We start from the raw sequence: 13,218 nt of genomic DNA, 5'->3' as shown, positions 1-13,218 counted from the left end.
ATGCGGCCCGTATCAAAGATCGAACGTTCGGTGGCGCCCTTCGAGGTCGTCAGCCCCTACCAGCCGAGCGGTGACCAGCCGGCGGCCATCGCCGACCTGGAAAAGCGCATCCGCGCGGGTGAGAAGGATGTCGTCCTGCTGGGCGCGACCGGCACCGGCAAGTCCGCCACCACCGCGTGGATGATCGAGAAGCTCCAGCGCCCCACGCTCGTCATGGCACCGAACAAGACGCTGGCCGCACAGCTGGCCAACGAGTTCCGCGAGCTGCTGCCGAACAACGCGGTCGAGTACTTCGTCTCGTACTACGACTACTACCAGCCCGAGGCCTACGTCCCGCAGTCGGACACCTACATCGAGAAGGACTCCTCGATCAACGAGGAGGTCGAGCGCCTGCGCCACTCCGCGACCAACTCGCTGCTCACCCGCCGCGACGTCGTGGTGGTCGCCTCGGTCTCCTGCATCTACGGCCTCGGCACGCCGCAGGAGTACGTCGACCGGATGGTCAGCCTCAAGGTCGGCGACGAGATCGACCGCGACGACCTGCTGCGCCGCTTCGTCGACATCCAGTACACGCGCAACGACGTGGCGTTCGCCCGCGGCACCTTCCGGGTCCGCGGCGACACCATCGAGATCTTCCCGGTCTACGAGGAGCTCGCCGTCCGCATCGAGATGTTCGGCGACGAGATCGAGGCACTCTCCACGCTGCACCCGCTCACCGGTGAGGTCATCAGCGACGACAACCAGGTCTACGTCTTCCCGGCGTCCCACTACGTGGCCGGACCCGAGCGCATGGAGCGCGCGGTCAACGACATCGAGAAGGAACTGGGGGAGCGCCTGGCCGAGCTGGAGAAGCAGGGCAAGCTCCTGGAGGCCCAGCGCCTGCGCATGCGTACGACGTACGACCTGGAGATGCTCCGCCAGATCGGCTCCTGCTCCGGCGTCGAGAACTACTCGATGCACTTCGACGGCCGCGAACCCGGCTCCCCGCCGAACACGCTGATCGACTACTTCCCGGACGACTTCCTGCTCGTCCTCGACGAGTCGCACGTCACGGTCCCGCAGATCGGTGCCATGTACGAGGGCGACGCCTCCCGCAAGCGCACCCTCGTCGACCACGGCTTCCGGCTGCCCTCCGCCCTGGACAACCGTCCCCTGAAGTGGGAGGAGTTCCAGCAGCGCATCGGGCAGACCGTCTATCTGTCGGCGACCCCGGGGAAGTACGAACTCTCGCGGGGTGACGGCTTCGTCGAGCAGATCATTCGCCCCACCGGCCTGATCGACCCCGAGGTCGTGGTCAAGCCCACCGAGGGCCAGATCGACGACCTGGTGCACGAGATCCGCAAGCGCACCGAGAAGGACGAGCGCGTCCTGGTCACCACGCTCACCAAGAAGATGGCCGAGGACCTCACCGACTACTTCCTGGAGCTCGGCATCCAGGTGCGCTATCTGCACAGCGACGTCGACACCCTGCGCCGCGTCGAGCTGCTGCGCGAGCTGCGCTCGGGCGAGTTCGACGTCCTGGTCGGCATCAACCTGCTGCGCGAGGGGCTCGACCTGCCCGAGGTCTCCCTGGTGTCGATCCTCGACGCCGACAAGGAGGGCTTCCTGCGTTCGGGTACGTCGCTGATCCAGACCATCGGCCGCGCGGCGCGCAATGTCTCCGGCCAGGTCCACATGTACGCCGACCGGATCACCCCGGCGATGGAGAAGGCCATCGAGGAGACCAACCGCCGCCGGGAGAAGCAGGTCGCCTACAACGAGGAGAGGGGCATCGACCCGCAGCCCCTCCGCAAGAAGATCAACGACATCGTGGCCCAGATCGCCCGCGAGGACATCGACACGGAGCAGTTGCTCGGCTCCGGATACCGCAAGGGCAAGGACGGCAAGGGAGCCAAGGCCCCCGTGCCCTCGCTCGGCGGCAAGGCGGCCAAGTCCGCCAAGGGCAAGGCCAAGGAGACGGTGCCGACGGACCGCCCCGCGGCCGAACTCACCGAGCAGATCGAGGAGATGACGGAGCGGATGCGGGCCGCCGCGGCCGACCTCCAGTTCGAGATCGCGGCACGGCTGCGCGACGAGGTGTCGGAGATGAAGAAGGAGCTGCGCCAGATGAAGGAGGCGGGCCTGGCCTGAGGCCCCCGCCCACCGTGCCGGACCTCGGCGGATACGCGCTGTGTTGCAACACCGACACAAAGCGCGCCCCAGGGTTCGGCACGGTCGTCGGCGCTGCGTAGGGTGCTGGACATCCGCGGACTCCGCGGCAACAGGGGACAGCTCGAGAGGGGAACAGCGCGTGACGGTCAACATGACCAAGGGTCAGGCCATCAGTCTGCAGAAGAACGACGGGGGCACCCTGACCGCGGTGCGCATGGGGCTCGGCTGGCAGGCGGCTCCCCGGCGCGGCCTGTTCGGCTCGCGCACCCGGGAGATCGACCTCGACGCGTCCGCCGTGCTGTTCGCGGACAAGCAGCCCGTCGACGTGGTGTTCTTCCGTCACCTCGTCAGCGACGACGGATCCGTGCGACACACCGGTGACAACCTGGTCGGTGGCGTGGGCCAGGGTGGTGACGACGAGGCGATCCTCGTCGACCTCCAGCGCGTCCCGGTCCACATCGACCAGATCATCTTCACCGTCAACTCCTTCACGGGCCAGACGTTCCAGGAAGTGCAGAACGCGTTCTGCCGTCTGGTCGACGAGACCAACGGCCAGGAGCTCGCCCGCTACACGCTCGCGGGCGGCGGCCAGTACACGGCGCAGATCATGGCGAAGGTGCACCGTGCGGGCCCTGGCTGGCAGATGACGGCCCTGGGCACACCGGCCAACGGCCGTACCTTCCAGGACCTGATGCCCGCGATCCTGCCGCACCTGTAGGCAGCGCGGCGCCCGGCACACGAAGCGACACGGGGGGACAAGGCGATGACGGCCGAGCTGGTCCGGGGGCAGAACCACCCGCTCTCCCAGGCCCGTCTTGAGGTCCGCGTATCGGCCGGCCGGCCGATCGTGGCCGGGGCCACACTGAGCGACGAGCAAGGCAGGGTCCGGGGCGTCGAATGGGTGGCTCACCCGGGCGCGCCGACCCTGCCCGGACTCGAGGTCTCCAAGCAGGCGGCGGCCGACCACCGCCTCGCGTTCGACCTGGACGCCCTGCCGGGGACCGTGCACCGCGTCAGCGTGCTGCTCGCACTGCCGGCCGGTGTCGGTGGCCCTGTCCGGTTCGGGGCCGTCGCCGCCCCCTTCGTCGCCGTCACCGGCCTCGACGGGGTCGAGGTCGCCAGCTACACCATCACCGGCCTGGACACGGAGTCGGCCGTCGTCGCCCTGGAGCTCTACCGCAGACAGGGCGTCTGGAAGGTACGCGCGGTCGGCCAGGGGTACGCGGGCGGCCTCGCCGAACTCCTCACCGACCAGGGCCTGTCCGAGGCCCGGCAGCTCGCGGGCAGCATCAACGAAGCGGTGGCCCAAGGGCTGGCCCGCTCGGTGTCGGCACCCCCGCCGCGTACGGCGGACGCGGACCGCTCACGACAGGCGGCCGCCTCGGCGCCCGGACCGGACCAGCCGTACGCCGCACCGCAGGGCGCCCCCGGGACCGTACCGGCGCGGTCCCCGTACGACGCGCCGGGTCCGCAAGGAGCCACGGTGCCGCAGACGGGCTACCCGGGAGGCCCCGCGCAGCCCGACCCCTCCGCCGTCACCCAGCCGTCCGCCCCCACGGCCGGCCCGGTCGACTACAGCCACCCCGGCAGGCAGGCCGCCGCGCCGCCCCCGCCCGCGCCGACCGCACCACCGGCCGCGCCGGGGCAGCCCGCGCAGCCCGTCGCCGGTGACGCGACCGGCTGGTCCATGGAGGAGCGGCTCTACAACCAGGTGTGGGGCATGTTCGAGGACCTGGCGCGCACCACGGCCGCGTATCGCAGCGCCGTCGACTTCGCCGACTCGCGCATGGAGCAGGAGCTCGACAAGGTCCTCTCCGACCCGCGCAGCCGGATCGGCGGGCAGGGCGACGCCGCGCGTGAGGCCGCCCAGGCCAAGCGCGCGGGCCTGGTCGACCAGGCCCGCGCCGCGCTCGACCGGGACCTCGCCCAGCTCGCGGCCGAGGCCGAAGTGGTCGAGCCCGCGCTGCCCGCGGCGTACGCATCCTGGGACAACCCGGTCTGGCACGGCTACCGGGTGCCCATGGAGATCCCCATGGCCCTGCGCCTCGGCGACCTCCGGCTGCCCGAGAGCGAGAACCTGAGCATCCCGATGCTGGTCCGGCTTCCGCTCGAACGCGGCCTGTGGATCGACAGCGGACGCGCCGGCCTCGACGACCCGCTCACCGACTCCGACGAGCTGCGCCGACTCGCCATGGACACGGCGGTGGCGCACGCCGCCCGGCTGCTCGCCGTCTATCCCGCGGGTGAGTTCACGGTGCACGTGATCGACCCGGCCGGTTCGGGAGCCTCGTCTCTCGCGCCGCTGGTGCGTTCCGGAGTCCTCGACGCTCCGCCCGCCGCCGGGGCCGCGGGGGTGGGCGAGGTGCTGGCGCGGCTCACCCAGCGTGTCGACCTGGTGCAGATGGCGGTGCGTGGCGGCGTGGCCGACTCGCTGCCGCCGGACCTCGACACCGCCGAACAACTGCTGATCGTCAACGACTTCCCGCACGGCTTCGACGACCGCGCCGTGACGCAGTTGCGCTATCTCGCGGACGAGGGACCGGCCGTCGGCGTCCATCTGATGATGGTCGCGGACCGGGAGGACGCCGCCGCCTACGGGCCGCTGCTCGATCCTCTCTGGCGTTCGCTGTTGCGACTCACCCCGGTGCCCGACGACCATCTCGCCGACCCGTGGGTGGGGCACGCCTGGACGTACGAACCCGCGCTCGTCCCGCCGGGCAGTCAGGTGCTCCAGCAGGTGCTCTCCCAGGTGGCGGCGGCCCGCCGCTCGTGGAACCGCTGACCCGCAAAGGGCTTTACCAAGCATCGGTAAAGCCCCCCGACCTGGGAGTTTGGTCTTTCTTTTACTAATCGCTTTACCTTTCCTTGGTGTTTCGGGTAGTGTTTTCCGTACGGAGGGGAGTACTCCCTACCAGTAGCGGCGTTCCCGTCAATACGGATCCGACCGGATCCCGGGGCGTCGGCCCGTGGGCCGCGGACGCATCACGCGTCCCCTCGGTCGCGGGTGGAAGAGACCTCCGGCAGCGACGACGCTGGTATTTGCCGTTACGACTGCCGGAGGCGCAGTGGATGTTTCCGTGACCCTTTGGGTCCTCACGATCGTGGGCCTCGCCGCCCTCATCGCGGTCGACTTCTTCATCGGTCGCAAGCCGCACGACGTATCGATCAAGGAAGCCGGAATCTGGACGATCGTCTGGATCGCTCTGGCCGCACTGTTCGGCCTGGGACTGCTCGTGTTCTCCGGCGGCCAGCCCGCCGGCGAGTTCTTCGCCGGCTTCATCACCGAGAAGTCGCTGAGCGTCGACAACCTCTTCGTCTTCGTCCTGATCATGGCGAAGTTCGCCGTGCCGACGCAGTACCAGCAGCGGGTACTTCTCGTCGGCGTCCTCATAGCGCTCGTCCTGCGCACGATCTTCATCGCCGCGGGCGCCGCGATCATCTCCAACTTCGCCTGGGTCTTCTACATATTCGGCGCGTTCCTCATCTACACGGCCTGGAAGCTGATCCAGGAGGCGCGGGCCGACGAGCCGGAGGAGGAGTTCGAGGAGAACAAGCTGCTCAAGGCCGCCGAGAAGCGCTTCGGTGTCGCCGACCGGTATCACGGCACGAAGCTGTGGATCCAGCAGAACGGCAAGCGCGTCATGACGCCGATGCTGGTCGTGATGCTCGCGATCGGCACCACGGACGTACTCTTCGCGCTCGACTCGATCCCCGCGATCTTCGGCCTGACCCAGGACCCGTACATCGTCTTCACGGCCAACGCGTTCGCGCTGATGGGTCTGCGCCAGCTGTACTTCCTCATCGGCGGCCTGCTCAGGAAGCTGGTCCACCTCAGCTACGGCCTGTCCGTCATCCTCGGCTTCATCGGCGTCAAGCTGGTGCTGCACGCACTGCACGAGTCCGGCGTCCACGTTCCCGAGATCTCCATCCCGGTCTCGCTCGGGGTGATCTGCGCGGTCCTGGTCGTCACGACGATCACCAGCCTGATCGCCTCCAAGAAGCAGGCGGCGCTGGAAGCGTCCGATGGCGCTCCGCAGACCCCGACGTCTGACCCGGCGTCTGACCCGACGTCTGACCCGACGTCTGAGAAGTCCCCGACGAACAGCATCGACGTCTGATCACGTCGGAGGCGGCAACAGCCGCCTCGTGGCGGGGTGCGCGGCGCAGGGCCGCGCACCCCGTCGGCTGTTCGCTCGGGCGACCATCGGAATGCGGGGCCCGTCCGCGCCTGCGACGATCGCTGCATGATCGTTCGGCTCCGGTCACTCCTGACGCAGTGGACGGCCGTCGTGCCCGTGGTCGCGGTGATCCTGCTGGCCTTCACTTGGGGGCGCGACCTGCCCGGCGCGATCGTCGCACTGGTGACCCTGGTCCTGGCGGGGGCGGTGCTGGCCGCGGTCCACCACGCCGAGGTGATCGCGCACCGGGTCGGCGAACCCTTCGGATCCCTCGTCCTGGCCATCGCCGTCACGATCATCGAAGTGGCGCTCATCGTCACCCTGATGGTGGACGGCGGCCCGAAGAGCTCGACGCTCGCCCGTGACACGGTGTTCGCGGCCGTGATGATCACGTGCAACGGCATCGTGGGACTGTGTCTGCTCGTCGCCTCCCTGCGTCACGGGCTCGCCGTCTTCAACGCGGAGGGCACCGGCGCCGCCCTGGCGACCGTCGCGACGCTGGCCACGCTCAGCCTGGTCTTCCCGACCTTCACCACCAGCAGGCCGGGCCCGGAGTTCTCCACGACCCAGCTCACCTTCGCCGCGCTCGCCTCACTCGTCCTGTACGGCCTGTTCGTGACGACCCAGACCGTGCGGCACCGCGACTACTTCCTCCCGATCACCCGTCTGGGCGAGGTGATCGACGTGGACGAACACGCGAACGCCCCGTCCGCCCGTGCCGCCGGGATCAGCCTGGGCCTGCTCACCCTGGCCCTCGTCGGAGTGGTCGGCCTCGCCAAGGGCGTGTCGCCCACCATCGAGTCCGGCGTCGAGGCGGCCGGTATGCCACAGTCCGTGGTCGGTGTGATCATCGCACTGCTCGTGCTGCTCCCGGAGACCATCGCCGCGGTCCGGTCGGCCCGCCGCGACCGGGTACAGACCAGCCTGAACCTCGCCCTCGGCTCCGCGATGGCCAGCATCGGTCTGACGATTCCCGCGGTCGCCCTGGCGTCCTTCTGGCTCTCCGGGCCGCTCGTACTCGGCCTCAGTTCCACCCATATGGTGCTGCTCGCGCTCACGGTGGTCGTGAGTTCCCTGACGGTCGTCCCCGGACGCGCGACCCCCCTCCAGGGAGGCGTCCATCTGGTGGTGTTCGCGGCGTACTTGGAGCTGGCGGTCACGCCCTGACCGACGCACGGCCGGTGGAGCCGCCGCTCACTCCGTGGCTGGTGCGACGGCCATCCGGGGCACCGGCCGGGTCTCCGGCAGCAGTGCGAAACACCCGAGGCTGAACAGGGCGATCCCCGTCAGATACGCCGCCACACCCCAGGGCACCCGCTCTCCCTCGGCCACCGCCGTCGCCACGATGGGCGTGAGCGCGCCGCCCAGGACCCCGCCCAGGTTGTAGCCCACCGCCGCCCCCGTGCAGCGCACCCGAGGCTCGTACAACTCCGGCAGATACGCGGCGATCACGGCGAACATCGTGATGAACGCGAGCAGCGCCACCAGGAAGCCCAGGAACATCAACAGGGGCTCGCCGGTCGACAGCAGCGCGATCATCGGAAACATCCACAGCGCCGAGGCCGTACACCCCGCCAGACACAGCGGCCGCCGTCCGTAGCGGTCGCCGAGAAGGGCCACCACGGGCGTGAGGGAGCCCTGCACCACCACGGCCGCCATGATGCAGGACAGCATGACGGTACGGCTCACCCCGAGCCGCTCGACGCCGTACGCGAGCGACCAGGTCGTCACCGCGTAGAACACGGCGTAGCCGACGGCGAGTCCACCGGCCGTCAGCAGGACGAGCCGCCAGTGGTCGCGCACCACCTCGGCGAGCGGCACACGCGCGTGGTCCTCCATTTCGAGGAAGCTGGGGCTCTCCGCGAGCGAACTGCGCAGCCACAGCCCCGCGGCGGCGAGCAGGCCGGCCGCCCAGAACGGCACCCGCCACCCCCATGCCGCGAACTGCGCGTCGGACAGCGTTGTCGACAGCATCAGCATCACGCCATTGGCCAGCACGAACCCCACGGAGGGGCCGATCTGCGGAAAGCTCGACCACAGCGCGCGCCGCTCGGCGGGCGCGTGCTCCGCGGTCAGCAGCACCGCACCGCCCCACTCCCCGCCGAGCCCGAGCCCCTGAAGGAAACGCAGCACAAGAAGGAGCAGGGGAGCGGCCGTACCGATCGAGTCGTACGTCGGCACGCACCCGACCGCGACGGTCGCGGCGCCGGTCAGCAACAGCGAGGCGACGAGTACCGGCCGCCGTCCGCGCCGGTCCCCGATGTGCCCGAACAGCATCGAGCCGAGCGGGCGGGCGACGAACCCGACGCCGAACGTCGCGAAGGCCGCCAGCGTTCCCGCCAGCGGTGAGAAGGTCGGGAAGAACAACGGTCCCAGGACCAGTGCGGCCGCGGTCCCGTAGACGAAGAAGTCGTAGAACTCGATGGCCGTTCCGGCGAGCGAGGCGGCCGCGAGCCGGAGCATGGAGGGCGCCCTTACGGTGTGTACGTCGTGCATGCCGCGTCAACTACCCACGGTGACGGACGGTTACGGGGGCGCGCGGAAGCGTGGTGCGCGGCGGAGGCTGATCGCGATGCGCCGGAGCGGACCGGCCTCGTACTGCTCGGAGCGGGTCTCGTCACGGAACGGCGGGTGATCACGGAACGGCGGGTGTCATCACGGAAAGGCGGGTCTCATCACGGATCGGACGGCCCGTCACCGCCGCGCCGTGGCGTGATAGACCGGGTCCGAGCAGCGGTCCGCAACGGGCCGGCAGATCTGGAAGGACCGGAGGAACCGTGCCCCGCACCCTCGCCAACGCCCCGATCATGATTCTCAACGGGCCCAACCTGAACCTTCTCGGGCAGCGTCAGCCGGAGATCTACGGCTCGGACACGCTCGCGGACGTGGCGGCTTTGTGCGCCAAGGCGGCCGCCGCGCACGGCGGCACGGTGGACTTCCGTCAGTCCAACCACGAGGGCGAGCTGGTGGACTGGATCCACGAGGCGCGCCTGAACCACGCCGGCATCGTGATCAACCCGGCCGCGTACTCGCACACCTCCGTCGCGATCCTGGACGCGCTCAACGCCTGTGACGGCCTCCCGGTGGTGGAGGTCCACATCTCCAACATCCACCAGCGTGAGGCGTTCCGGCACCACTCGTACATCTCGCAGCGGGCCGACGGGGTCATCGCGGGGTGCGGGGTGCAGGGGTACGCGTTCGCGGTGGAGCGGGTGGCGGCGCTGGCGGGGACGGGGCAGGCGCAAGCCTGACTCAGAGCCGCCCGGCCTCCACGATCCGGCGCAGGAACCGCTGGGTGCGCTCCCGCTGCGGGCTCCCGAAGAGCTCCTCGGCCGTGCCGCGTTCGAGGACCACACCGCCGTCCAGGAAGCACACCTGGTCGGCGACCTCGCGGGCGAAGCCCATCTCGTGCGTGGCCAGCACCATGGTCATGCCCTCGTCCTTCAGGTCCCGGACGACGGACAGGACCTCACCCACGAGCTCCGGGTCGAGGGCGGCGGTGATCTCGTCGAGGAGCAGCAGTCGGGGACGTACGGCCAACGCGCGGACGATCGCGGCCCGTTGCTGCTGCCCGCCGCTCAGCCGGTCGGGATACTCGCCCGCCTTCGCGCCGAGGCCGAGCCGGTCGAGCAGCTCACGCGCGTGTGCCTCGGCCTCCGCGCGGCCCACGCCGTGCACGCGGCGCGGGGCGAGCGTGATGTTCTCCAGCACGGTCATGTGCGGGAAGAGGTTGTACGCCTGGAAGACCACGCCGATCCGACGGCGTACGGCGTCGTGGTCGGCCCTCGGGTCGGTGATCTCCTCGTCGTCCAGCCAGATCGCGCCGTCGTCGATCTCCTCGAGGAGGTTCGCGCAGCGCAGCAGGGTCGACTTGCCGGAGCCGGAGGCGCCGATCAGCGCGGTCACCGTGTGCGGGGCGACCTCCAGGTCGACGTCGCGCAGGACGACGGAGTCGCCGAAGGTCTTGCGGACGGATTCCATCCGCAGCACCGGTGTGCCGGTCATATGGTCCCTCCCTGGGCCCGCTGACGGTCCATCCGGGCCGTGATCCAGTCCGTGAAGCGGGTCATCGGAATGGTCAGCGCGACGAAGACCAGTCCCGCGACGATGTACGGCGTGTAGTTGAGGCTGCGGCCGACGATGATGTCGGCGGCCCGCACCGCGTCGACCGCGCCGCCGATCGACACGAGCCCGGTGTCCTTCTGGAGGGACACCAGGTCGTTGAGGAGCGGCGGCACCTGGCGGCGTACCGCCTGGGGGAGGACGACGTAGCGCAGGGCCTGCCGGTTGGTGAGCCCGAGCGAGCGGGCCGCGGCGCGCTGCGAGGGGTGGATGGACTCGATGCCGGCGCGGAACACCTCGGCGACGTACGCCGAGTACGTCAGCGTCAGCGCCGTGCCGCCCAGGAGGACCGGGTCCACGGTGACGCCCTGCAGCCGCAGCGCGGGGACGCCCAGGACCACGATCATCAGGTTGATGATGAGCGGGAGGCCGCGGAAGAAGTCCGTGTACGCGGCGGCCAGCGCCCGTACGGGGAAGAACACCGGGCCGCGCAGGGTGCGGGCGATGGCGATCAGCATGCCCAGGACGAGGACCGCGGCGCCACATATCAGGAGCAGCCGTACGTTCAGCCACAGCCCTTCCAGGACCTTGGGGAACGCCTCGCGCGCGTACTGCCCGTTGAAGAACGTCTCCTTGGTGCGCGACCAGCCGGGCGCGTTGACGACGACGAGGTACAGCACGACGCCGGTGACCAGGGTGGAGAGCGCGGCGACGGCCGTCGCGCGGCGGGCGCGGGCGCGCTTGTGGCGCTCCCGTTCGAGCCGCCGCTGCGACGGGACGTACGCCTCGGGCATGTCGCCCTCGCCGGAGTCCGCTCCCGGCTCTCCCGGCTCTTCTTCCGGCTCCCCCTGCGACTCCTCCTTGGTGACGGTCACTTGAGCACCGGAGCGTCGACGGCCTCGGACAGCCACTGCTTCTCGATCGAGGCGAGCGTGCCGTCCTGGCGCAGGGCGTCCACGGCCTTCGTCACGCACGGGGTCAGGGCGCTGCCCTTGTCGAGGACGAGTCCGAACTGCTCGGGCGTGCCGCCGGTGTTCTCGAACTGTCCGACGATCTTGGCGTCGGTCACCTCGGCCGCCGTGATGTAGAACGCGGTCGGCAGGTCGACCACGATGGCGTCGACCTGGCCGTTCTTCAGCGCGGACTTGGCCTGGTCGTTCTTCGCGTACGCGGCCGGCTGCTGGGTCGGCTTCACCACGTCGTCGATGTAGTTCAGGCTGGTGGTGCCGACCTGGGCGCCCAGCTTGACGCCCTTGAGGTCCGCGATGCTCTTCGCCTTCGCGGCCTTGGAGCCCTTGAGGGCGATGACCGCCTGACGGACGTCGTAGTAGCCGGACGAGAAGTCCACCGCCTTCTTGCGTTCGGCACTGATCGACACCTGGTTGATGTCGAAGTCGAAGGTCTTCACGCCGGGAGCGAAGGCCTTGTTGAAGGGGACGGTCTGCCAGACGACGTCACTCTTGTCGTAGTCGAGTTGCTTGGCCACGGCGTATGTGACCGCGGACTCGAAGCCCTTGCCGTTCGCGGGCTTGTCGTCCTTGAACCACGGCTCGTACGCGGGTTCGTCGGTGGCGATGGTCAGCTTGCCGGACGTCCGGGTGCCCAACGCGCCCTTCGCGCAGGCTTCCCCGGTTGTCCCGGAGGCCTTGGCGGAGGCTTTGTCCTCCGGCTGCGGGGCACAGCCCACGGCGACGGCGAGCAGGGCGACGGTGGCGGCGGACGCGGCGCGGCGCAGGGTGCGTTGGGCGAGATGCATGGCGGGAGAGTGACAGCGAGACATGTCGTTTGTCGAGGTCACAGCGGCAAAAGTCCGCATAGTGGGAACGTGTGTTGCGGTCCTGTGAACGCTCGATGAGAAGAGCCGCGGATCGGCCTGCCGACGGCTGTGCCGGGGCCGCCGGCCGAGGGCGGGGATCAATGGGCCGGCGGCCCGTTTCGCATCAGGAGCCGTCGACCTGAGCGGGGCTGCTTCCAGTGGACTGCACCACCGCATCCGCCGGGAGCGCGCGCAGGGCACCGGCGCGTGCGCTCCATTCACACGGGGCGCGTGTTCGCGGACTTCACGCCCCCCCGGCCGGGGTTCGTCGTACGACCCGGACCGGCCAGGATTCGTTCGTCGTACGACCCGGACCGGTCGGGTTCGTTCGTCATACGCGCCCCGGAGTCACCAGCCGCGCGCGTGCCACTCCGGAAGGTGCGGTCGCTCGGCGCCCAGCGTCGTGTCGTTGCCGTGCCCCGGGTAGACCCAGGTCTCGTCCGGCAGTGCGTCGAAGATCTTCGTCTCGACGTCGTGGATGAGGCTGGCGAACGCCTTCGGGTCCTTGCGGGTGTTGCCCACACCGCCGGGGAAGAGACAGTCCCCGGTGAACACGTGCGGGTGCCCGTGCGGGTCGTCGTAGACGAGGGCGATCGAGCCCGGTGTGTGCCCCACGAGGTGGCGCGCGGTGAGCTCCACGCGCCCCACCCGGATCGTGTCGCCGTCGCCCACGAGGACGTCGGTCGGCACGGGGATGCCCTCGGCGTCGTCCCGGCCCGCGTACGTGCGGGCGCCGGTGGCCACCACGACCTCCGCGAGCGCCTGCCAGTGGTCGCCGTGCTGATGTGTGGTGACGACGGACGCGATGCCGTCGTCACCGATCAGCGTGAGCAGGGTGCCGGCGTCGTTGGCCGCGTCGATCAGCAGCTGCTCGTCGGTGGCCCGGCAGCGCAGCAGATAGGCGTTGTTGTCCATCGGGCCGACCGCGACCTTGGAGATCATCAGGTTCTGCAGCTCGTGCACATCGGCAGGTCCGCCGACCTTCACCGCTCCGCTGTACGTCATGACGGC

General features: G+C 69.8%; 11 protein-coding genes. 6 read left to right on the top strand and 5 right to left on the bottom strand.

The features are described 5' to 3' along the window. The 5 genes from uvrB to FNV62_RS15535 all read left to right on the top strand — a co-directional run bounded on the left by uvrB (nucleotide 1) and on the right by FNV62_RS15535 (nucleotide 7,496). Nucleotides 1-2,130, top strand: a complete 2,130-nt coding sequence (gene uvrB / locus FNV62_RS15555; protein WP_060902147.1) for an excinuclease ABC subunit UvrB — start codon at nucleotides 1-3, stop codon at nucleotides 2,128-2,130. A 160-nt stretch (nucleotides 2,131-2,290) separates the two neighbouring features. Next, complete coding sequence (locus FNV62_RS15550) at nucleotides 2,291-2,869, top strand: TerD family protein (protein ID WP_054235941.1); 579 nt, start codon at nucleotides 2,291-2,293, stop codon at nucleotides 2,867-2,869. A 45-nt stretch (nucleotides 2,870-2,914) separates the two neighbouring features. After that, nucleotides 2,915-4,933, top strand: coding sequence for a TerD family protein (locus tag FNV62_RS15545; protein WP_143613003.1), 2,019 nt, complete (start codon nucleotides 2,915-2,917; stop codon nucleotides 4,931-4,933). Nucleotides 4,934-5,216: 283 nt separating this feature from the next. Then, entirely contained in the window at nucleotides 5,217-6,269 is a 1,053-nt protein-coding gene (locus FNV62_RS15540) for a TerC family protein (protein WP_225900263.1), read from the top strand. Nucleotides 6,270-6,395: 126 nt separating this feature from the next. Beyond that, nucleotides 6,396-7,496 carry a calcium:proton antiporter gene (locus FNV62_RS15535; RefSeq protein ID WP_143613002.1) on the top strand — a complete coding sequence of 367 codons (1,101 nt, stop codon included), beginning with the start codon at nucleotides 6,396-6,398 and terminating at the stop codon, nucleotides 7,494-7,496. A gap of 27 nt (nucleotides 7,497-7,523) precedes the next feature. Here FNV62_RS15535 and FNV62_RS15530 read toward each other — a convergent pair whose 3' ends face one another. After that, nucleotides 7,524-8,825: an MFS transporter gene (locus FNV62_RS15530; protein ID WP_225900262.1), complete on the bottom strand. Its 1,302-nt coding sequence runs from the start codon at nucleotides 8,823-8,825 to the stop codon at nucleotides 7,524-7,526. A gap of 281 nt (nucleotides 8,826-9,106) precedes the next feature. Between FNV62_RS15530 and aroQ the strand changes: the two genes are divergently transcribed. After that, a complete protein-coding gene (aroQ, locus tag FNV62_RS15525) occupies nucleotides 9,107-9,580 on the top strand; it encodes a type II 3-dehydroquinate dehydratase (protein ID WP_143613001.1) in 474 nt (157 codons plus the stop codon). A gap of 1 nt (nucleotide 9,581) precedes the next feature. Here the strand turns inward: aroQ and FNV62_RS15520 are convergent, their stop codons facing one another. The 4 genes from FNV62_RS15520 to FNV62_RS15505 form a co-directional block, all read right to left on the bottom strand. Next, nucleotides 9,582-10,334 carry an amino acid ABC transporter ATP-binding protein gene (locus tag FNV62_RS15520; RefSeq protein WP_097284211.1) on the bottom strand — a complete coding sequence of 251 codons (753 nt, stop codon included), beginning with the start codon at nucleotides 10,332-10,334 and terminating at the stop codon, nucleotides 9,582-9,584. Next, nucleotides 10,331-11,266 (bottom strand): amino acid ABC transporter permease, encoded by a 936-nt coding sequence (locus FNV62_RS15515; protein WP_097284210.1) that lies wholly within the window; start codon nucleotides 11,264-11,266, stop codon nucleotides 10,331-10,333. The genes FNV62_RS15520 and FNV62_RS15515 overlap by 4 nt, the downstream gene beginning before the upstream one ends. Continuing rightward, nucleotides 11,263-12,147, bottom strand: coding sequence for an ABC transporter substrate-binding protein (locus FNV62_RS15510; RefSeq protein WP_144315313.1), 885 nt, complete (start codon nucleotides 12,145-12,147; stop codon nucleotides 11,263-11,265). Before FNV62_RS15510 ends, FNV62_RS15515 begins: the two co-directional genes overlap by 4 nt. Before the next feature lie 408 nt (nucleotides 12,148-12,555). Next, nucleotides 12,556-13,212 carry an MBL fold metallo-hydrolase gene (locus FNV62_RS15505; protein ID WP_075026258.1) on the bottom strand — a complete coding sequence of 219 codons (657 nt, stop codon included), beginning with the start codon at nucleotides 13,210-13,212 and terminating at the stop codon, nucleotides 12,556-12,558. Nucleotides 13,213-13,218: the final 6 nt, after the last annotated feature.

The organism is Streptomyces sp. RLB3-17, from assembly GCF_007113425.2.
Taxonomy (GTDB): domain Bacteria; phylum Actinomycetota; class Actinomycetes; order Streptomycetales; family Streptomycetaceae; genus Streptomyces; species Streptomyces mirabilis_D.
The sequence above is the reverse complement of the archived record's forward strand: the minus strand, read 5'-3'. Positions and strand labels throughout refer to the sequence as shown.